The 19,082-nt window shown below is 48.2% G+C and carries 22 protein-coding genes; 10 read left to right on the plus strand and 12 right to left on the minus strand.

Translation table 11 applies throughout. The features are described from left to right. Positions 1 to 125: 125 nt before the first annotated feature. Complete coding sequence (locus tag ACI49J_RS05095; protein WP_240253231.1) at positions 126 to 941, minus strand: hypothetical protein; 816 nt, start codon at positions 939 to 941, stop codon at positions 126 to 128. Next, positions 929 to 1,537, minus strand: a complete 609-nt coding sequence (locus ACI49J_RS05100; RefSeq protein ID WP_240253233.1) for a maleate cis-trans isomerase — start codon at positions 1,535 to 1,537, stop codon at positions 929 to 931. Before ACI49J_RS05100 ends, ACI49J_RS05095 begins: the two co-directional genes overlap by 13 nt. Before the next feature lie 101 nt (positions 1,538 to 1,638). On the opposite strand from ACI49J_RS05100, the gene ACI49J_RS05105 reads away from it, so the two are divergent. Beyond that, complete coding sequence (locus ACI49J_RS05105) at positions 1,639 to 2,520, plus strand: SDR family oxidoreductase (RefSeq protein WP_240253236.1); 882 nt, start codon at positions 1,639 to 1,641, stop codon at positions 2,518 to 2,520. A gap of 149 nt (positions 2,521 to 2,669) precedes the next feature. On the opposite strand, the gene ACI49J_RS05110 is transcribed toward ACI49J_RS05105, so the two are convergent. Next, positions 2,670 to 3,077, minus strand: a complete 408-nt coding sequence (locus tag ACI49J_RS05110; protein WP_240253239.1) for a DUF3211 domain-containing protein — start codon at positions 3,075 to 3,077, stop codon at positions 2,670 to 2,672. A gap of 194 nt (positions 3,078 to 3,271) precedes the next feature. Between ACI49J_RS05110 and ACI49J_RS05115 the strand changes: the two genes are divergently transcribed. Both ACI49J_RS05115 and ACI49J_RS05120 read left to right on the plus strand, forming a co-directional pair. Next, on the plus strand, positions 3,272 to 4,960 hold the full coding sequence (locus ACI49J_RS05115) for an MFS transporter (protein ID WP_240253242.1): 1,689 nt from the start codon (positions 3,272 to 3,274) through the stop codon (positions 4,958 to 4,960). A 31-nt stretch (positions 4,961 to 4,991) separates the two neighbouring features. Then, a complete protein-coding gene (locus tag ACI49J_RS05120) occupies positions 4,992 to 6,131 on the plus strand; it encodes an MFS transporter (protein WP_240253244.1) in 1,140 nt (379 codons plus the stop codon). Between the two features lie 14 nt (positions 6,132 to 6,145). Here the strand turns inward: ACI49J_RS05120 and ACI49J_RS05125 are convergent, their stop codons facing one another. The 5 genes from ACI49J_RS05125 to ACI49J_RS05145 form a co-directional block, all read right to left on the minus strand. Further along, positions 6,146 to 6,535: a CBS domain-containing protein gene (locus ACI49J_RS05125; RefSeq protein ID WP_240253247.1), complete on the minus strand. Its 390-nt coding sequence runs from the start codon at positions 6,533 to 6,535 to the stop codon at positions 6,146 to 6,148. 40 nt (positions 6,536 to 6,575) lie between these two features. Beyond that, complete coding sequence (locus tag ACI49J_RS05130) at positions 6,576 to 6,863, minus strand: ferredoxin family protein (protein WP_240253254.1); 288 nt, start codon at positions 6,861 to 6,863, stop codon at positions 6,576 to 6,578. Then, positions 6,863 to 8,026, minus strand: a complete 1,164-nt coding sequence (locus tag ACI49J_RS05135; protein ID WP_240253256.1) for an NAD(P)/FAD-dependent oxidoreductase — start codon at positions 8,024 to 8,026, stop codon at positions 6,863 to 6,865. Before ACI49J_RS05135 ends, ACI49J_RS05130 begins: the two co-directional genes overlap by 1 nt. 2 nt (positions 8,027 to 8,028) lie before the next feature. Beyond that, complete coding sequence (locus ACI49J_RS05140) at positions 8,029 to 9,822, minus strand: FAD-binding protein (protein WP_240253258.1); 1,794 nt, start codon at positions 9,820 to 9,822, stop codon at positions 8,029 to 8,031. Positions 9,823 to 9,928: 106 nt separating this feature from the next. Continuing rightward, entirely contained in the window at positions 9,929 to 10,375 is a 447-nt protein-coding gene (locus ACI49J_RS05145; RefSeq protein WP_240253259.1) for a hypothetical protein, read from the minus strand. A gap of 159 nt (positions 10,376 to 10,534) precedes the next feature. Between ACI49J_RS05145 and ACI49J_RS05150 the strand changes: the two genes are divergently transcribed. Next, a complete protein-coding gene (locus ACI49J_RS05150) occupies positions 10,535 to 10,777 on the plus strand; it encodes a hypothetical protein (RefSeq protein WP_012021193.1) in 243 nt (80 codons plus the stop codon). Continuing rightward, positions 10,749 to 11,147, plus strand: a complete 399-nt coding sequence (locus tag ACI49J_RS05155) for a PIN domain-containing protein (protein ID WP_240253260.1) — start codon at positions 10,749 to 10,751, stop codon at positions 11,145 to 11,147. Before ACI49J_RS05150 ends, ACI49J_RS05155 begins: the two co-directional genes overlap by 29 nt. Here ACI49J_RS05155 and ACI49J_RS05160 read toward each other — a convergent pair. Continuing rightward, positions 11,144 to 11,668, minus strand: a complete 525-nt coding sequence (locus ACI49J_RS05160) for a hypothetical protein (protein ID WP_240253261.1) — start codon at positions 11,666 to 11,668, stop codon at positions 11,144 to 11,146. The genes ACI49J_RS05155 and ACI49J_RS05160 overlap by 4 nt on opposite strands. Positions 11,669 to 11,997: 329 nt before the next feature. Here ACI49J_RS05160 and ACI49J_RS05165 point away from each other — a divergent pair, with 329 nt between their 5' ends. The 3 genes from ACI49J_RS05165 (at position 11,998) to merA (ending at position 15,227) form a co-directional block, all read left to right on the plus strand. Beyond that, the gene (locus ACI49J_RS05165; RefSeq protein WP_240253262.1) at positions 11,998 to 13,590 is read left to right on the plus strand and encodes a B12-binding domain-containing radical SAM protein; all 1,593 of its coding nucleotides are present in this window, start codon (positions 11,998 to 12,000) and stop codon (positions 13,588 to 13,590) included. 107 nt (positions 13,591 to 13,697) lie between these two features. Next, positions 13,698 to 13,871, plus strand: coding sequence for a TRASH domain-containing protein (locus ACI49J_RS05170; protein WP_240253263.1), 174 nt, complete (start codon positions 13,698 to 13,700; stop codon positions 13,869 to 13,871). 9 nt (positions 13,872 to 13,880) lie between these two features. Next, positions 13,881 to 15,227 (plus strand): mercury(II) reductase, encoded by a 1,347-nt coding sequence (gene merA, locus ACI49J_RS05175; RefSeq protein ID WP_240253264.1) that lies wholly within the window; start codon positions 13,881 to 13,883, stop codon positions 15,225 to 15,227. A 14-nt stretch (positions 15,228 to 15,241) separates the two neighbouring features. Here merA and uvsE read toward each other — a convergent pair whose 3' ends face one another. Further along, positions 15,242 to 16,219: a UV DNA damage repair endonuclease UvsE gene (gene uvsE / locus ACI49J_RS05180; protein WP_240253266.1), complete on the minus strand. Its 978-nt coding sequence runs from the start codon at positions 16,217 to 16,219 to the stop codon at positions 15,242 to 15,244. Between uvsE and ACI49J_RS05185 the strand changes: the two genes are divergently transcribed. Next, complete coding sequence (locus ACI49J_RS05185; RefSeq protein WP_240253268.1) at positions 16,208 to 16,639, plus strand: cation-binding protein; 432 nt, start codon at positions 16,208 to 16,210, stop codon at positions 16,637 to 16,639. The genes uvsE and ACI49J_RS05185 overlap by 12 nt on opposite strands. Positions 16,640 to 16,824: 185 nt before the next feature. Continuing rightward, entirely contained in the window at positions 16,825 to 17,454 is a 630-nt protein-coding gene (locus ACI49J_RS05190; RefSeq protein WP_240253270.1) for a DUF981 family protein, read from the plus strand. Between the two features lie 17 nt (positions 17,455 to 17,471). Here ACI49J_RS05190 and ACI49J_RS05195 read toward each other — a convergent pair whose 3' ends face one another. Then, complete coding sequence (locus ACI49J_RS05195) at positions 17,472 to 18,164, minus strand: class I SAM-dependent methyltransferase (RefSeq protein WP_240253271.1); 693 nt, start codon at positions 18,162 to 18,164, stop codon at positions 17,472 to 17,474. A 31-nt stretch (positions 18,165 to 18,195) separates the two neighbouring features. Further along, entirely contained in the window at positions 18,196 to 19,023 is an 828-nt protein-coding gene (locus ACI49J_RS05200) for an MBL fold metallo-hydrolase (protein WP_240253272.1), read from the minus strand. Positions 19,024 to 19,082 lie beyond the last annotated feature (59 nt).

Genomic DNA, 19,082 nt, shown 5'->3' on the forward strand with positions numbered 1-19,082 from the left:
ATCCTTAAAATTCGTACATCTTTGGTATTGATTAAGTAAAAATTCTTCCTAAGTCCTTGGTATCTATAGTTATAATATTCATCTTCTACGATATAAAACTAGGGAAAACTAGATTATTTTAATCATTATATATCAATCTTCATTATTTTACTGAATTCTGTCGATAGCATGAAGTAATCCCTAAACCAGATCAGGATTGCCTTCTCCCTATCCATCTTCACGAAACCGTAGGGATGAACTATTCTAGAGAGGTTGCTGTAAATCCTTTCGAGTGTCCTAGAGTCATGGCCCAAGAGGTAACACGTGAGTCCAATCAGTGCGCTCACCTTTGGCATAGCCAGCGTTAAGGCCACGGCGGGTGCACCGCACTTACATTTCACCTTTCCCTTGATCCTAAACCTGGAGATATCCCTAGAGTACTCTGGAAAGGTTAGATGTCTCCTGCACACCGGTTTCCCAGCAAGGAATATCCCCTCTCCCTCCAGACTAGCTTTCGTGCCTAACCTCTTCCTCCGGGAGAGCGCCTCACCTAGACTCGTGATTATGAACCCGCTATCCACAAGCCTGTGCCAGGTTCTACTCTTTATGAGATCCAGGTAGATATTACTCGTCCTCTCGACGAACCTAGAGAGACAGAACCTTTCCAAGATAAACCTGTTGCTCTCCTCAGCAGAGTGGAGATTCCCCCTTAGGGCACTGTGATAACCCTCGATCACAGCGTGACGTATCTCGTCCTCAAACACTAGACCACGGTAAAGGATCATGGACCTCCTGACGTATTCCCTCACTAGCTTGTTGAGGCCTGACCATCCGGACGGAACTTGATCCATGATATCCAGTGTGTTCCTCCTAGTTCTGAACAGGTTATCCGACACGAAAAGGAGGGCCTCCTCGCAGGCTCTTGATCTGCATCTCCTTATCTTGTCCTCTATCCATCCCATTTAACTCCCTCGATCAATACAGAGGACGCAGTTATCACAGGTTTTTCTCCCTTTAACCTGTCAAGATAGGGAAGCGTGGACAGAATGGTACAAGCAACGTAAACTATCTCAGCCTCGTGATTTTCGTGGCCTATCTTTACAGCGCTTTCCACAAGGTGAGGAGGAGTGCTCGATATTGCGTCTCCACCTGTTCTTCCCAGAGCCACTGAACCCACTACCTTACTAAACTCTCTCAGCCACTTGACCTCGTAGTCATGCCTGTACTGATTGTACGGTGACACGAGGAAAACCTTCTTTTCCCTCACGCGTTTAGCTATCTCCTCGGTGGAGATGATCATGGGTTTCGAGAAGAATGAGTGAAGTAGTTTCCATCCTTCACTTGAGAATACCCCATAGGATCTCGCGTATAGGATAAGGTCGGCTTTCTCTATCTCCGCCTTCATCTTGGAGAGCTCCTGGAACATTCTTCTCCTCTCCTTGGGGGTCTCACCGTGACCTGGATAGTATCTCATGTAGAAGGTGTTAACGTCCATTAACCTGGAAATATCCCTTTCAAGTGTTTTATTTTCCTCAGAGATTATGAGAGAAATTCTCATTTTACATTTTAAAAGATTAATCAATTTTTTACTTATAAGTTTATTGGAAGGTGAGATTCAGAGAGACATAAAGATAAAGGTTGAGGAGACCGGGTTTACCCATGAGAGTTGTGGTAACGGGGGCTGGTGGTCTCCTTGGTAAGAGGATAGTGCAGGCCTTCAAGGATCACGAGGTTGTGGGGGTATACCACAGGAGCCAACCGGAGACCTCCCCTTTCCTTATCCTTGACCTTAGCTCCCTAAACTTGAAGCCCATTGAGGAGCTATCGCCGGACGTCATTATTCACGCCGCAGCCCTCACTGATGTGGATAAATGTGAAAAGGAACCAGATCTCGCCAGACTCCTCAACGTTGACGTAACTGGGGAGATCGTAAGGGTTAGCAAGAGGACCAACGCCTTCCTCGTTTACATTTCAACGGATTACGTCTTTGACGGGACTAGGGGCGATTATCGAGAGGAGGACGAGACCAATCCCGTGAACATTTATGGTCTAACGAAACTCGAGGGAGAAAAGCTGGTGAGCGACGTGGATAGCCTAGTAGTTAGGACGAGCACGCCCTACGGGAGTAATCCTGCTAGCGGAAAGGACAACTTCGCGCTCTGGTTGCTCAAGAGGCTGAAGGCTGGGGAGAGGGTTAACGCCCTCGTGGATCAGGTTACTTCTCCGACCCTCAACACGAACTTTTCCCTGATGTTGAGGGAGGCCGTGGACAAGAGGATTAAGGGTGTGTTGCACCTGGCTGGTCGATCCCAGGTTAGCAGATATGACTTCTCCCTAGCCCTCGCAAGGACCTTTGGGCTCGATGAGGCCCTGATTAACCCAGCTCACTTTAACGAGATGAAGTGGTTCGCGAAAAGGCCCATGAACTCCTCCCTCAACGTAAGCAAGGCAATGTCGCTTGAACATAAACCCATGAGCCTTCAGGAGGCCTTGAGCGAGTTCAGGAGGGAGATTGAGGCCAACGATAGAGTCTGGAAGTGAGATGGAAGGATTTCTAGTAATTGCAATCCAATCCAGAAGCAAGACCCCCTTCCCCGCCATATTCAGCATTGAGTAGAGTAATTAGCCCATTAATCCTCAGCATTGCATTAACTCCGTGTACTTGACATGTGGAACCTTTATCGAGAATCTCATATCTTTCTCCTAATTCTTTCAAGTCTAATCTCTTCGTTCAACTTCTCCAGAAACCCTCCAATCCACCTGTTCCGAGAAGTTAGGGAAAACAGACGTTCAAACGCTCCCTCATATTCGAACTTAAGGATCAGCTCATCATCCTTTGGAGCGAAGGTTAATCTTCCCGTCCCTGATCCACTACTCTTGACTTGGAAGACGTATCTAATCTCTGTTCCCTTGAAAACCGTTCCCGATATCTCGAAGTCCCTCATTGCATATTTTCCGCTACCCCTAAAGGAAGAACCGTTAACCGTGATACTTTTGACTGGTGGAAAGACTCTAGGAATCACGAACTCAGGATCAGATAGAATAGTGTTTACCGCTTCCCATTCATGATCCAGTTTTATGCTTCTCGTTATTTCCATACATAAGAATGAGGCGACTTATGCCTAAAAGTATTTTTGAAACGGAATTTAATCACAGGTATAAATCTCTTGATATTCATGAGTAATCTAGGGCGTGATCTATCACATTTAATATAGAGAAAATCACCTTTTTTAAGCCCTGACTCGGATCATGCGAAGAAACTTTAATAAATAAAGATTAACCCTCTAATTGTATGGTTCAGTACAAATGGATAGCTTTATCAAACACTAGCCTCGGCGTCTTCATGGGTTTCATGAACGCCAACATCGTGTTAATCTCTTTACCGGCGATATTCCGCGGAATAGGAGTGAATCCCTTCAATTCATTTCAGTACTTGTTGTGGATTCTATTTGGGTATAGCATAGTCTCAGCGATCCTAGTCGTGAACGTGGGGAGGATCTCAGACATTTTTGGCAGGGTGAGGATGTACAACCTTGGGTTTCTGATTTTTACTGTGGCATCGATCCTCCTCTACCTGACTCCTGGACAGGGGGATGTGGCAGCCCTTCAGCTGGTGATTTACAGGGTGATACAGGCAGTTGGGGGAGCACTCTTAATGGCGAACAGCGCGGCGATCCTGTCAGAGGCTTTCCCTCCAAAGGAGAGGGGATTTGCTCTAGGCCTCAACGGAGTCATAGGAATATTTGGAGGAGTAGCTGGGATAATTATAGGGGGTATACTGGCCTCAATCTATTGGAGAGACGTCTTTCTAGTTAACGTCCCCATAGGGATCCTAGGGACAATCTGGTCAATGAAGTCCCTCAAGCAACTGAGCAAACCGGAAAGGAACCAGAGGATAGACATTCCAGGTAATGTCCTGTTCGCGGTCTCCCTGATCCTAATCCTTGTGGGAATAACGTACGGGATACTCCCCTACGGGAACCAGGTGACCGGGTGGTCAAATCCATACGTAATCTCGGCGATTGTGAGCGGGTTAGCCCTGTTGGGAGTCTTCCTTTTTGTGGAGACCAAGTTTCCAGATCCCATGTTTAGGTTGGAGCTCTTTAAGATTAGGGCTTTCTCAATGGCATCTCTGGCAGTGATCTTGGCCCAATTAGCCTTTGGCGGTCTCCAGTTGATGCTTGTCCTCCTGTTACAGGCCATATGGTTACCCCTTCACGGTTACAGTTATGAGGTGACTCCATTCTGGGCAGGGATATATCTACTTCCTCTATTGGCAGGGTTCGGAATAATGGGTTCAATTGCCGGAAAGCTCTCCGACAGATATGGGGCTAGGACCCTAGCTACCCTTGGGCTAGTGATTCTGGGAGTTGGGCTTTTGGGACTCACCACATTGCCTTACAACTTCAATTATCTCGAGTTTGCCACAATCATCTTCTTCATGGGTATTGGGAATGGACTTTTCGTGTCCCCGAATACGGCATCCCTCATGAATGCCTCCCCTCCACAACACAGGGGATCGGCATCAGGGATAAGGGCAATGCTTACCAACACGGGAAGTACACTGAGCATTGGTGTATTCTTCACAATAGTGATCGAGGTACTCTACCTAGTATTACCAACAACCTTATCTACGGCATTGACATCTGCGGGAGCTCCTCAGTTAATTCCCTACATGACCAAGATTCCGCCCACTGCAGCAATATTTGCGGCGTTTCTTGGTTACAACCCGGTTTCTGCTATTCTGTCACAGCTTCCGCCTTCAGTTGCAAGCTCAATCCCAAGCTCAGTCGTTTCCACGATAACTGCAAATACCTGGTTCCCGAACGTCATAGCGCCTGCGTTCATGCAAGCGTTGAGGATAGCATTCTTCACCGCTTCAGGACTTTCCTTTGCCGCAGCAGTAGCCTCAGCCCTTAGGGGTAAGACAGTGATTTATGAGGAGAGAGTTGTGGAGACTACCAGGGGACAAGGTAAATGATCCTTTTTACTCGGTTCTCGCTTAAGCTTCCATGGACAGGAAACTAGCACTTCTGGCCTTAACCTTAGTTCTCTCCACGATGTTAATAAGGGCTTCAAGTAATGTGATCTCAACTACTCTACCGATCCTGGCCAAGTATTACCTCGGGTTCTCAAACCTGTTGGTTGGGGTCCTAAGTGCTATCTTTACCGTTGCTACCTTCGTGGGAAGTGCATTCCTAGTCAGGTATTCCAGCAGAGTAGTCCTGGTCACGACTCTCCTGGTTTACTCCCTGTCTTTGGCCCTTCTCTCTGTGGTTTCCTCTCTCTCCGTCTGGATTGTGACCGGGATCTCTGGGGTCACTCTCGGCGTCATTATGCCTAACCTTATCACGATCTCAGGTAAGGCCGAGGATAGGAGGACAAGGGAAAGGCTACTGAACATCTATGCCCTGTCCCTTAGCATTGGCCTAGTTGTGGGTCCCCTGATCGAGGCGAGACTAATCCCGTTCTTAGGAGTCCGAGGCGTTTTCCTAGCGTTCGCCCTAGCTCCTCTAGTGGCTATACCCCTCCTTCGTGGGGCTTCAGTCTCTTCAGGTTCAGGCAGAACCACGGTGAGGAACCCAGCTCTCACGGTGGCGATCCTCAACATAGCTAGCTATGAACTGGTCTTCTCCTTCCTTCTTACCTTTGGTGGGATCTTCATGAGGGAGAGTTTCGGGTCTAGTCCACCTGAGATCGAAATAGGATTTTCCCTGTTCTTCCTGGCATCTCTCCTGACTAGGTTAATCCTCTCTATTTCCCCGGTGGAGAGGGTGAGTAGGGGAGTATTACTATCACTTCTGCTTACTATGACTGGAGTTGTGGTCATGATAGTCTCAAGATCCTTAGTTGACTTCATGATATCCTTGACGATACTGGGAATACCTCATGGAATAACAATGCCCATGTCCACCGTGGTGATTACAAGGGGAATTCCACCGGAGATGAGGAACGTTGCAAACGGTCTCTTCTTTGCGTCCCTAACCATGATAGGATCTACGACCGCGTTCCTTTCCGGGATAGGGATCACCCTTTTAGGATTTAGGGACGTCCTCCTCACTATCCTTGGTCTCGTGTTGTTAATAGGTGTTGTACTCATGAGCAGGGTTAGAATAGTGGATACATGGACAAGTAGAAAGATGAACAAATAGAAAGAAAAAAAGAACTAGTATGAATCTGCGAAGTTCATCAACGAGATCGTGTTAGCTATTTCCCTTAAGGACACAATCCCCAAGGGTTGGTCCTTGTCCTTCACTAGGAGATGGCGAATCTTCTTCTCACCCATTAACTCGAGGGCCTCAAACAGGGGCAAGTCCCTGTCCACAGATATGACTGGCCCCTTCCCAATCTTTCCTGCAGGAGTTGAGTAGTCAAGTCCGTCCGCCACGGCCCTGGTTATATCCCTTTCAGTAACTATGGCCACGATCTCTCCCCTCTCGTTAGTGAGGACAACCGAGCTAACGTCATTTTCCCTCATGACCTGAGCAACTTCCCTAATAGATGAGGCAATGGGTAGTGAAACCATCTTTTTTACAACTAATTGTCCAACATTCATTATCATATATTATAATAACTACTACTTAAAAAACTTTGACTTACCCGTACCTGAGGGACATTCCAAGGCCATACCTTGGGTAACTCCAGGCTATGTTGTGGAAGGGACATGCAATTCTGCACGCACCGCACTCTACGCAGTTCTCGTAGGATAGCACAAGCTTATGTCCGTCCCACGTGTAAACGTTGGCAGGGCAGACAGATATGCAGGGTTGCGGAGTTCCATACTCCTGTTCACACTTGATGCATTGCGCCTGGTCCCTTATCCTCAGATGCGGTTCTTCGTCCCTCTTGTACCTAAGGGTGTAAAGTTTCTCCTCGACTCTCATTATAGAGCACCCATGAGTAGTAATGCATGTTTAAACAGTCTCCACGAGTTCCTCTTGACTGGGTCAAGGGAAAGCTCGCCTGAGACCCAGGACGAGGATAGCTCGGTCGCCATGGAAATATACGAGCTCATGTTCTCCTCTCGAAGGAGCTCCTTTACCAGAGGTCTCAGCTTAACTGACTGGGACACGATCCTGTCTCCTAGGAGAGCCCTCTCATACCCCTGGCATTCTCCCTTGACCGCATACTCTCCCGCAAGGGCACCTGAAATCACTGCGGGGCCAATTCCGTTAAAGGTGATCGGATTGACTAGACCCAGGGCGTCTCCAGCCAGGAAGACGTTCCCGTGGCAGGGTTTCCATGCGGGGAAACCGTTCTCTGGGATAATCTTGGCAGAGTACTCCCTAAGCGAGAAACCCTTCACCAGTTCCTGAATCCCAAGGGTTCTCTTAACCTCCTCAAGGACGTCCTGTGGTCTAATCTTGTGGGAGATGAGGGAGGTCATGTGAATTCCTATGCCAAAGGCGATCGAGTCCTTGTACGTGTAGAGGAATCCTGCCCCAGGTACAGGATCCTGAAACAGATACCTCACGGATAACCCCTCCTGATCACTGGACAGGCCTAGCCTCTTGTTTACCTCGTCCTTGTTCAGGGAATACACCTCCTTCACCGTCTGAACGGTTTCCTCAGGGGTTAGGTCTCTCCTTAGGCCTGCCCCCATGGATACGAGTGCGTTGGCACCCTCTGCCAGGATTATGGTTTTCCCCTGGACCTCCCCCCTATCTGTGATAACTCCCTCTGGCCCAAGTTTCAGGGCTGTAGTCTTGGTCAGGACCAGTGCCCCCGCACCCTCGGCTTGGGAGGCCATCCACTTATCTAGCTTAAGCCTGCCCACGTTTATTAACCTCTCCTTTGGCCTTATCTCCAGCTGGACCTCCCCGCTGTTACCCATGACAAGTCTGACTCTCTTAACCTCCCTTTCCACAGGAATGCTCTTGACATCAAACACCTTTAGGTCGTCGACCCTGACCATCGCCCCTGACACGTTCTTCGCTCCCGGCTCAGATCCCCTCTCCAGCACCAGGGTCTTGGCACCTAAGCTGGCAGCCTTGAGCGCAGCTGCGCTCCCCGCAGGCCCAGCACCAACAACTATGACGTCGTACATCCTCACAACCTCCTGATGAGTTCTGGTATTACCTCAAACAGGTCCCCAACAAGGCCGTAATCAGAGTTGTTGAAGATCTGTGCATCGGGATCGTTGTTTATGGCTATGACCTTCTTAGCACCTGAGATGCCCACTAGGTGTTGAACTGCACCAGAGATTCCCACAGCGACGTAAAGCTTGGGCCTTATGGTTACACCTGTCTGTCCCACTTGCCTTTCCTTGGGGTACCAGCCAGAGTCGGCGAGGGGCTTAGTCACTCCCACGACTCCGCCCAGTTTCGACGCCAATTCCTCAATCATCTTTATGTTGGAGGGATCCCTGATCCCTCTCCCAACACCCACAACCACCTCAGCCTCAGCCAGCACATTTCTCCTCTCCAGAGCCTTTCTCTCTAGGACCCTGAACCTTGTGAAGAGGTCCTCGATCTCCTCCCTCACTATCTCCCCCTTCTGCTCCAGTCTGATTGGCCTAAACACTCCAGGTCTAACCGTGACCATCACTGGTCTCGAGGTGGGACATATTATGGTGGACATCTCCTTTCCTCCAAAGTCAGGCCTGGTGGAGTTCAGGACTCCCTTATCATCAACCTCAAAACTCGTGCAATCAGCTATCAACCCCGTGTTAACCGTGATCGCTGTAGTGGACGCAAGCTCCCTCGCGTTCCTGGTCCCTGGGAACATGACCGCCTCTGGCTTGTATTTCTGAATGAGACGGGAGAGGGCCTGAGTGAAGACGTCGTTATCGTAGTAGTTGAAACCCTTGGTTACGGCGTGATACACCTTATCGGCCCCATGTTTAAAGGAGAGCTCCGCCAGGGACTCTACGTTCTCTCCCACGACGACGGCCCCAAGCTTCGTTGACATTAAATCTGCAATTCTCCTTGCCTCAGCCATGATCTCGAATGATGCCAGGTTTGGATTGCCTCCCACATGATCCACGTAAACCCACACCTCCCCCTGTACCTTTACCTTGGGTTGTGGTTTCACGTATTGTTCCGTACCCGAGGAGTCGTCCTTGAGGGACTCCCTTATCTTCTCCACCAACCAGTCTATGGCTCCTGGCTCACTCGCCTTCTTTATCTCTGGATTCCTAGTCTTGGGTGGAGGATGAACCTTAATCACCTTTGTGGGCGAGCCCGCAAGCCCAATCTTGTTTGGTTCCGCCCCAATGTCATCCTTCGAGAGTTTGACTATCTTGGTGGTTTTAGCCCTGATTAAGGAGTTTATGTCAGGTTCCCTGGGCTTGTTCGCTGTGTCCATAATTGTGAGCACCGCAGGGATGGGAGCCTCCATTGTTACCTCCTCAACTTCGGTTGCCTTCACTGCAATCACATGCCTCTCATCCAGTTCCTTCACCTCCTTAACGTAACCCAGGACTGGTATTCCAAGCCACTTCGCAGTTTGAGGACCCACTTGCTCCGTTTCACCGTCTACTGCCCTTCTTCCAAAGAGGTAGAGATCGGCTCCTCCAAGCTTCTGTATGGCCTTGAACAGGGTGTATGACGTGGCCCAGGTATCCGCACCGGCCATTGCCCTGTCAGTGATGAGGTAGGCATCATCTGCTCCCATGGCAAGGGCGTCTCGAAGGGCCTGTTCTCCCTGGGGTGGTCCCATGGTGATTACCGTGACCTTACCCCCATACTTTTCCTTGAGTCTCACTGCCTCCTCTATGGCGTGAAGATCTGGGGGATTAACCACCGCAGGAACTCCTTCCCTCACAAGGGTGTTGGTTACTGGATCAACCCTAAGATCGTCAGCGTCTGGGACCTGTTTGATGGAGACGATAATTCTTACCATGTTTTTCATCATTAATTACGATACTCACGTATATAAATTCACCATCAATTGTAATGAACATGATGATAGATGTTTTAACAGGAATTGTTGTATAAAATGACCGTCTTCAATCCTGTATCTCGCGACAGGTCTCGTCCAGTAGGTCTTTCCACTCCCCTGTGGCAACTTCCCTGCAGTAATCAGTCAACATCTTCACGTCAGCTAGGTTCACGTAACTTAGAAGCTTAGGTAAGGTCACATACCAGGACAATCTCCTCACGTTCACGTCCTTGTCCTGGAGCAATTCCAGGAAACAGGGTATTCCCGATATGATGACCTCCCTCTTCACGTGGGGGAGATCGGGAATCAAGTTCCATACCCTATACCTAGTTCCATGATCTGGGAAACATAGGAGTGGTTGTAACTCAAGCTTTCCGCTCCTTATCAATTTCTCTGCGGTCACCCACGCCTCATGTTTGATGTCCTTATCGTCGCTCTGAAGGTATCTAAAAAGGTCCTCGCTCTTCACCCTAAGCTCCCTGAGGTCGGAGAGAACACGTTCTTTCTCTTCCATTAGGCTACATACTCAAGTCAGAATAAAAGGGTTCAGGACTCAGATTACCGTGACATGTCAGGTAGTTGCTTAATTCGAAGTCACGCATTAGAGGATCTGTTGAACTCGGAGAGAGAAAATATAGGATAGTTTAATATTTAGATAGCTAGATATTCAGACATGAGAAAGACATTGGTTCGTCTAGACGAAAACATTTACAGGGAGCTCGTAAGACTCTCCCTTAAGGAGTACGGAAATACCAGGCATATCTCAGACGTGTTGAATGAATTGCTGAGGAAACAGTTAGCTGAAGGTAGAAGGAAAAAGGTTGAGATGAAAATCTCCGTGAAAGTTGAGGGAGCCGAGAATCTTACGCCTGAGGAGATAGATAGGCTTGCAGAGGACGCATATAGCGGTAGTTGATACCAACGTCCTTGTTTACGATCTAGTCGAGAACTCGCCCTTTCACATGGATGCCAGGGAGAGGTTGAACAAGTTGGACGCAGTGGTGCTCCTCCCAAACATTCTCGTGGAATTTATCCTGGTTACCTCGGTGAAACTTAAGATGGACCAGGAAATAGTGAAGGGGAAGGTAGAGGAGATACTCAGGAACTCGGTGATTGCAAGGGTAACAAGAAGAGACTTCAAGACAGTTCTAGGCCTTCACCTCAACATGAGGGAGATAAATGATCATCTTCTCGTCGCTGTTGCCAAGAGACTGAAACTCCCAGTCCTAAGTTATGATTCTGACGTGATCAACCTGTGTACTAGGTTTGGGGTTGAGACGATCTAGCACATGCTCTTGGACACAGGATATCCGCTCATAATGGGAACCACGTGCCCCTTTATCATATGTTCCATGAACTCAGAGAAATTGAAACCTGAGGCCCTGAGCCAGAAATTGGAACTGGACGTGATATTTACCATGATCTTGACTAAGCTTCCCTCGTTCATCTTATTCACGGAGATGTCCATCTCAAACTTCGTTTCATGATCCAGTAATTCGCCCCTATAGGAAATCCCCAGAGGTGAGTATATAGGTCCCTCTAGAAATCCCTCCCTGGTTTTCACTCCGTTCCCGATCTTTATCCAAGCCTTCCCAGCCCCGAAGAGGTAAGCTACGTGAAACCTGGAGAAGTTTGGGGAGGTGGCCTGAGACGGCATGACAAAGTTTTGGGATGATTCGTCAAATAGCTCAAGGATAGCCACGTGTCCCAAACTCCCCACGAAAAAGAAGGGATTGGCAAACCGTGACATCACCGTCTCTCTGGGAACGTTAACTGTGAACTCAAAGTTCTCAATCAAGGGTATCATGTAAATAATCGCATTTTAGTATAAAAACTTTCACTTATATCTTCTATTTATAATTATAATAATTCTTTAGAAACAGGATTAGACTTGTCCCTTAGGAGAAGATTCGCGTAGACTCTATTCTGGATGAGGTGTAGGGATCAAGATCAAGAAAACTCTACTTTTTTCTGAGCGTTCACGATAGGATGTGAATCGAGCCATCTCACTACCGTACAAACAAGAACGAGCTTTGAGGATCTGATCGCGAATGAGCCAATATCTGTGTCACAAAACTTCGTGTGCTCATTCCACAGGATACTAAAGTATTTAATTATAAGATCATGAAACAATATATGAAAGTCGTTTTCATACGCCCCAGTAATCCAACTGGGAGTGGATATCTTAGGTCCTTTGGATTCCTTCCCGTTCCCCTAGGTTTGCTACAATTAGCTGGCGATGTGAGGGCGACGGGGAATCATGAGATCAAGATCATTGACATGGAGGCTGATCAGATGTCTATTCCAGACGTAATCAACGACACTGTCAGATTTAACCCAGATATTGTTGGGCTAACACTCCACGCCACCGCTGCCCATAACGTGTCTGCGTCCATAGCCAAGGGAGTAAAGGAGATGAAGCCTGACGTAATTACCCTGGCTGGAGGTCACCACGCTACATTCGTCCCTGAGGAGATGCTGAGAAGCAATTTCGACGTTGTAGTGATGGGGGAGGGCGATGAGACTATGATGGAGTTGGTTAACGTGCTCGAGAACAACGATGACTTGGGTAAGGTGAAGGGAATAGTATACAAGGATAAGGAAGGGAACATTAAGAGGACACCGCCCAGGCCACTCATAAAAAGTTTAGATAAGCTTCCCATGCCGGCCTTCGACCTAGTGGATAGGGAAAAGTACACTTTTGATGTATTTGGTAGGAACGAGACAGTAGCCTGTATGGAGACCAGTAGGGGATGTCCCTACGCCTGTGAGTTCTGTTCCGTAACCCCTACCTGGGGGAACTCGTGGAGAAACAAGTCCAATGAGAGGATACTCAAGGAACTCTCGGAGATAAGAAGGTTAGGTTATAGCTGGGTGTTCTTCACGGACGATATCTTCATCGTTCAGCCCAATATAAAGGATAGGATGAAGCTCTTCGACCAGATGATGGAGATGGGGTTAAGTACCAACTTCATAGCCCAAATGAGGGTTGACATTACGGCGAGGAACCCAGAGGTAATTAAAAAGGCCTCAGATGCTGGGCTAAGAATAGCTTTCCTAGGGGTGGAATCAGGGGACGATGAGACCCTGAAGAAACTTCATAAGGGAACAGTTACGTCTTTGGCAGAGAAGGCAGTCGAGGTTCTTCACGAGAATGGGGTAGTAATCCTGATAGGCCTAATACTGGGTGCACCTTACGATACCTTCAAGAAAATGATGAAGACCATAAGGTTTGCCTACAGGCTATCCGATCTTGGGGCTGATAGCGTTCAGTTCAGTATTTACACCCCACTACCTGGGACTAGGGTTTTCGTTAAGGCGCTTAAGGAGAAGAGGTTGTTCACCCTAAATTGGGACTACTATGATATCCTGCTTCCAGTTATGAAAACAAAGAGCAACCCCCTTCTGGTTCAGTTCCTTCAATATTACGGTAATTACACCTTCTACGTGAGGAAGTGGATAAGGAGCAAGTTCGTGCGCAATAGGGTTCCTGAGAGGAAAATGGAATTGTTGAGGAGGGCCGAGAAGTATTTCGCCGGAAAACTGGGATATTACATGAAGGAAATAGTCGTGAGCCTTCCCATGGGATTAATCAAGACCGCAAGACTAATGAGGCAGGAATCTCTTCCTCCAGACGGGAAATTGCAGGAACTTATCGCCTCTAGTAAGGTTATAGTGTACAGTGAGACCGAGGACAAGAGGAACAAGTACTTTTCCATAGATGATTAAGGAGGCGACGATTAAAGATGAAGGGTTAGTATGCTCGGGATTTAATGATAGATGAACAACTGTTCAGATATAGAAATGTTTATTAGAGATGAGGGTGACTTGAGGTTATGAAGCTAAATCTTAGAATTAACCCTGAAGCATCCACCGGTGAAAAGTGCGAGACTTGTGGTAAACCCCTCACTCCTGAAAACCTTTACACCAGGAGAATAGGCGGGCAGGTCCACTACTTCTGTTGCTCCCACTGTGCTGACGCCTTTGAGAAGGATCAGCATTGTTGTTAGTGAAGGGAAATGCATAAGCTGGCCATAATCGGGTATGGGGCGGCCGGATTTGCGGCAATGATTAAGGCCAACGAGTTGGGAGTTAAACCTGTTCTAATAGGGAAGGGGGAAATAGGAGGAACTTGCGTTAACGTGGGCTGCGTTCCTTCCAAGAGGATGTTACACGTCGCAGAAATCTACAAGAAAGCTAGGGAGGTCACGGGAAGCGAGGTATATCCACCCTTCAGTTCTTTTCAGGAGAAAGATGCTCTAGTTCAGGAGATGAGGAAGACGAAGTACGAAGATCTCCTCTCGTATTACGACGTGGAGCTTATTCAGGGCGAGGCCAGGTTCATCTCTCCCCACGCGGTAAAGGTGAATGGTCAGGTAATTGAGGCCGAGAAATTCGTGATTGCAACCGGATCATCTCCCCTAATCCCTCAGATACCTGGCCTGGACAAGGTTGGGTTCTGGACCAACAGGGAGGCCCTGTCCCCAGATAGGAAAATTGACTCCCTTGCAGTGATAGGTGGAAGGGTCCTGGCCCTCGAGTTCGCACAGATGTACTCTAGGATGAAGGTTGAGGTCGCGATCCTTCAGAGGAGTCCGATGTTGATCCCAGACTGGGAGCCTGAGGCCTCAGTAGAGGCAAGGAGGATCATGGAAAATGACGGAGTGGCCGTAGTCACAGGTGTGAACGTGAAGGAGGTCAGGAAAGGGGCAGGAAAGATCGTGGTAACAGATAAGGGTGAAGTTGAGGCTGACGAGATACTCCTGGCCACGGGGAGGAAGCCCAACGTTGACCTAGGACTTGAGAACGCTGGTATTCGCCTAAATGAGAGGGGAGGGATTAAGGTGGATGACGAACTGAGGACTGACAACCCACACATATACGCGGCAGGGGACGTCTTGGGAGGTAAAATGTTGGAGGCCCTGGCTGGAAGGCAAGGTTCAATTGCCACAGAGAACGCGTTAACAGGTTCGCACAAAAGAGTGGACGAGAACGCAGTCCCTCAGGTCATCTTTACTCAGCCCAACCTTGCGAGGGTTGGTCTCACGGAGGCTGAAGCTAGAGCTGGGGAAGGTGAAGTTGAGGCAAGGGTTCTCCCCATGAGTTCAGTGGCAAAGGCTGAGATCATCAACTCCAGACTAGGTTTCGTCAAGATGGTGACCATGAACGGTAGGATCGTGGGAGTTCATGCTGTCGGAGAGAACGTTGCGGAGATGATCGGTGAAGCTGCTCTTGCGATAAGGTTTGGGGCCACAGTGGACGACCTCATAGACACAGTGCACGTGTTTCCAACAATCGCCGAATCCCTCAGGTTAGTTGCACTGGCATTTAGGTCTGACGTGAGTAGGTTAAGCTGTTGTGTGTGATTGAATGCTGATAGCTAACCGAGCAGGTTAACAGCCTTGAGAATCTCAACTGCCCTAAGCGCGCTTCTCTCTTTGTCTCTTATCTCCAACATGATGTCTGCGTCTCCAATCCTGGATATTTCCCCAATGTACTCTCTGAAGTCGTTTTCATCTAGGGTATTGGCGTGAACCCCTGGCATCTGGCCAGGTTCCTGAGAACTATAGTCAGTCATCGGGGTTCCTCTCCACGTGTCCTTGGCGAGGGAGAAGGCTTCAGATAGGGTCTCCCCGTTACCGTTAACCTGGTGATGGAGGTTGTCAAATACTACGGGAACTCCAAGTTCCCTGTGCAATGAGAGACAATCCCGGAGTGTATATATCTTGTCATCGTTTTCCACGGCAAGCCTCTTCGCAACATTTTCTGGAAGAAGGGAGAAGCCCCTCACGAACCTCTCGATACCACTTTCCTTCCCACTGGATCTGCCTCCAACGTGTATCTGAATATACCCCTCGACTCCCATGATGTCTAGGAGATTTGCATGGTACTCCAGCTCCCTAATGCTTGCCTCAATAATCTCCCTTCTTTCAGAGTTTATTACTGTGTATTGTCCAGGATGCATGGAGACCCTTATTCCGTTATTTCTCACGTAAGACCCAATTTCCTTAAGCAAGTCTCTCAGCTCATCCCTCCAGTTCGTCGTGTTCTTGGGATGAGACGCGAAGGGGATGGTGTTCGAGCTTATCCTGAAGAAGAGGATTACGTGTTCCACATTCCACGCTAGAATCCTCTTGAGACAGTTGAGGTTTGAGGAGGCAGTATCTAAAACCTTTTCCTCAGTCAAGTTCTTCAATCTGAACGTTGCGTCAGCCCTACAGTCCAGGGAATAGTTGGTGGACACGTATCCTATCTTCACGAAATCGACTGCGGTCCTTAGCTTAAATTTTAGTTTTAGTGCGGAGTTTACATCAAGATTCTTTACCTTGAGTCTTGAAATAATATCATGTTCGTTCATAACGCCCTGGATCTCCTGAGGTTTGAGCACGCGGTGATTAGGTTGAGGTTCTCCATAGCCATGGAGATACTAGATCGCGATCCTGAACTTGGTTTATCTCTTCTCAGGGATACGCATAACTTCGTTGTGAAATGGCACGCCATGATAGAGGACAAATACGTCTTTCCCTCGTTTGGGGACAAGGCGAAGCCCTTCAGCAACGATCACCTACTCATAGACAAGTATGGTACCAACTCCATTTCCCAGGGAAGAAAAGACTGGATTCAGAGATATGTGAAGATCGTCCTCGATCACAACCTCAATGAGGAAAGGGAACTTTTCGTCATGCCAGTTGATCAAGGTTCCTGGAGCAAGATTCTGGAGGAGATTAGACGGTACCCGGACTACACTAGGATTACGGGAATGAGGGTAGAGTCTTGACGATGTAAGCGTGTCTTGCTTGGCATCCACATCAATCCACAATTGAACATAATTGTAGTTTTCCCATTTAGTTAAAGTATTAACTAAGATAAATCGCGGATAACGTAGTTAGAAACTATAAACAAAATACAAATCAACATGCCATATTTAAAATCTTGAAAATCAAAGGTAACATGGTGATTAAAATGGTGTTTATAGATGATTTAGCCTTAATGTTATTCACCTTACCCTTGGTCTCGGTTCTCATAGCTTATACAACAATACAGGCCTATCTTGGCTTCAGGAAGGAGGGATATAGTGCCATAAAGAGAAGCCTTGATGACTCTATCATTCCAGCCAGCGTCCTAGGAGTTGTCATCACAGTTATGGCTCTTTGGGGAGAGTTTACCTGGACCTTACCGGGCAGTTACAATATTCTTTTCTATGACGTTTACCTCCTAATGGGAATCATAATCCTCTCCTACTCTATTGCCGTTTACATGGAGAAGAGGCTTCAGACCACGGGGATATTTGCCCTCTTCGTTGGTCTAATCACAATATACTACGGAGTTGTAGGCTATAGGCTAGGGTTGACAGAGGAACCACTGGCGTTGTTGGGACTTTACGTTGCGTATGGTATTGCAGGAATTCTAGGTTACCCCGTGACAGTGATACTTGATAGGTTGAGGTCTCAGGCAGTTGAAAACAAGGATCCGCCAATTGGTGCTTGGATTGTGGTTTTCGTGTTATTCTGGTTAGCTGTAATAGTGGCAGGAATACTAGGGGCAGTAATCGGAATTGAGACGATCCCGGCACACCTGGCCCATGCGCCGTGATACTCTCTTTTTTTATTTTACCTCTCGTCTTCTCCCCTTTTCTCTCCCACAACAAAGTAGAACAGGTTGAGTGCTAACTCCCTGTAAACCCTAAGGTTCAGCAGTCTAGAGAACAGTTGTCTGTAGTACGAGTTAGTGTATAACCTCCTGTAAATATAGTAGATGTACCTGTAATCGCTGGCCTTGGCTCCACCCAACGCGGCAATGTATGGCATCACGTAATGAAGATAGAACCCCACGTAAGCCCTTTTCCACACGGAATCGGGCTTCCCCATGGCAATGAACGCTAGAACATGACGAGAGACCCTCTCCATCTCCCTCACCACCGCTTCAACGTTGTCTGAGGCGTGAAGCGCGAAACTACTCATCACAAGGTCAAAGGAATTATCCCTGAAGGGGAGCGCGTCAAAAGAGCCCTGAATCCTATCTCCCTCCACCAGGGAGTGCCTCAACATGTTTTCTGAGTAATCCACCATCACTGAGTAGGCTTGGGTGAACTTCCTAAGAACGTATGTGAGCTCTCCCTTACCTGATGCGACATCGAGGACTGACCCTGGATTGGGACAGAACTTCAATGCAGTCTTAACTAGATTGGCTCTCCATCTAACGTCTTGATTGAAGGAGATGAACCTGTTTGCCCTATCGTAACTGGAAGGTATATCCTCGTAAATTCTCTTGAGCTCGTCGTCAGTAGCCTTAATTTCCTGCATGGCTAGAGTATCACTTGAGGATTTAAACGTTTCACGTTAACTTGAAGGTCTTGCCCACTCCCATGTCCACGAATACCTTCTGGTTCTGGGCTAGGGATTTCACCAAGTTCCCGCTACAGTGAGCTGGCCCTATTCTCTTGCTCTCCTTGAGCAGGCTTGAGAACACCTCCTCCACATGTTCCCGTGGAGAGGAAAGGAGATGAAAACCTCCCAGGACGGCCTGAATCTCCTCGGGCTTAACCTTCTCCTTGAGATCCCTTACTATGTTTAGGACTCCCGCATGACCGCAACCTGTGACGGCAACGGCTCCTTCTCTCGTCTTAATGTAGAGTGACGCGTCATCCTCCATGTTATCCTGGGTAACTCCCTCGCTAACCTTGAAGAGGCCTCCCGTATACTGCGGGAAACCAAACCTCTTCACCTCTCCGCTGAACACCAGCCCGTCAACGAATTCCAGGGGACTCTTGGTAAGGACTAGTGAGAACTCCTTCTCCATTTCCTCCCTAGTGAGGGGAATAGAGATATCCTGCAATTTCCCAGACCAGTTGAGTAGTTTCCGCTCAAATACGCCAGGGTGAGCAATCACCATCTTTCCCCTGAGTTTCTTGAGTAGCTTGGGGTTACCAAGCCCGCCAATGTGGTCTCTATGTCCGTGGCTTAGGACAACGTAATCTACCTGCGTTAGGTCCAAACCTAGGAGGGACGCGTTGTGCAGGACTGGAATCCCAGAGTTCCCAACGTCAAACAGGACCTTGACCCCTTGGTACTCCACTAGTGCTGAGAAGCCCCACTCTCCTAGAAGGGGAGGTATCACCGTCGAGGAGAAGTTGTCACTCAGAACCGTGATTTTGAGTTCCATAAGTATTATACTTACGGCGGGTTATGAAACTTCTTTAACCGGGGAGTTAAAGGAGAGGG

The sequence above is a fragment of the Metallosphaera sp. D4-4 genome (assembly GCF_046245145.1).
In the GTDB taxonomy this organism is placed as follows: domain Archaea; phylum Thermoproteota; class Thermoprotei_A; order Sulfolobales; family Sulfolobaceae; genus Metallosphaera; species Metallosphaera sedula.

Bases quoted from the DNA above. Each gene is read 5' to 3' on its own strand.
- ACI49J_RS05095 (WP_240253231.1), bottom strand. From the start codon at position 941: ATGGGATGGATAGAGGACAAGATAAGGAGATGCAGATCAAGAGCCTGC.
- ACI49J_RS05100 (WP_240253233.1), bottom strand. From the start codon at position 1,537: ATGAGAATTTCTCTCATAATCTCTGAGGAAAATAAAACACTTGAAAGG.
- ACI49J_RS05105 (WP_240253236.1), top strand. From the start codon at position 1,639: ATGAGAGTTGTGGTAACGGGGGCTGGTGGTCTCCTTGGTAAGAGGATA.
- ACI49J_RS05110 (WP_240253239.1), bottom strand. From the start codon at position 3,077: ATGGAAATAACGAGAAGCATAAAACTGGATCATGAATGGGAAGCGGTA.
- ACI49J_RS05115 (WP_240253242.1), top strand. From the start codon at position 3,272: ATGGTTCAGTACAAATGGATAGCTTTATCAAACACTAGCCTCGGCGTC.
- ACI49J_RS05120 (WP_240253244.1), top strand. From the start codon at position 4,992: ATGGACAGGAAACTAGCACTTCTGGCCTTAACCTTAGTTCTCTCCACG.
- ACI49J_RS05125 (WP_240253247.1), bottom strand. From the start codon at position 6,535: ATGAATGTTGGACAATTAGTTGTAAAAAAGATGGTTTCACTACCCATT.
- ACI49J_RS05130 (WP_240253254.1), bottom strand. From the start codon at position 6,863: ATGAGAGTCGAGGAGAAACTTTACACCCTTAGGTACAAGAGGGACGAA.
- ACI49J_RS05135 (WP_240253256.1), bottom strand. From the start codon at position 8,026: ATGTACGACGTCATAGTTGTTGGTGCTGGGCCTGCGGGGAGCGCAGCT.
- ACI49J_RS05140 (WP_240253258.1), bottom strand. From the start codon at position 9,822: ATGGTAAGAATTATCGTCTCCATCAAACAGGTCCCAGACGCTGACGAT.
- ACI49J_RS05145 (WP_240253259.1), bottom strand. From the start codon at position 10,375: ATGGAAGAGAAAGAACGTGTTCTCTCCGACCTCAGGGAGCTTAGGGTG.
- ACI49J_RS05150 (WP_012021193.1), top strand. From the start codon at position 10,535: ATGAGAAAGACATTGGTTCGTCTAGACGAAAACATTTACAGGGAGCTC.
- ACI49J_RS05160 (WP_240253261.1), bottom strand. From the start codon at position 11,668: ATGATACCCTTGATTGAGAACTTTGAGTTCACAGTTAACGTTCCCAGA.
- ACI49J_RS05165 (WP_240253262.1), top strand. From the start codon at position 11,998: ATGAAAGTCGTTTTCATACGCCCCAGTAATCCAACTGGGAGTGGATAT.
- ACI49J_RS05170 (WP_240253263.1), top strand. From the start codon at position 13,698: ATGAAGCTAAATCTTAGAATTAACCCTGAAGCATCCACCGGTGAAAAG.
- merA (WP_240253264.1), top strand. From the start codon at position 13,881: ATGCATAAGCTGGCCATAATCGGGTATGGGGCGGCCGGATTTGCGGCA.
- ACI49J_RS05185 (WP_240253268.1), top strand. From the start codon at position 16,208: ATGTTCGTTCATAACGCCCTGGATCTCCTGAGGTTTGAGCACGCGGTG.
- uvsE (WP_240253266.1), bottom strand. From the start codon at position 16,219: ATGAACGAACATGATATTATTTCAAGACTCAAGGTAAAGAATCTTGAT.
- ACI49J_RS05190 (WP_240253270.1), top strand. From the start codon at position 16,825: ATGGTGTTTATAGATGATTTAGCCTTAATGTTATTCACCTTACCCTTG.
- ACI49J_RS05195 (WP_240253271.1), bottom strand. From the start codon at position 18,164: ATGCAGGAAATTAAGGCTACTGACGACGAGCTCAAGAGAATTTACGAG.
- ACI49J_RS05200 (WP_240253272.1), bottom strand. From the start codon at position 19,023: ATGGAACTCAAAATCACGGTTCTGAGTGACAACTTCTCCTCGACGGTG.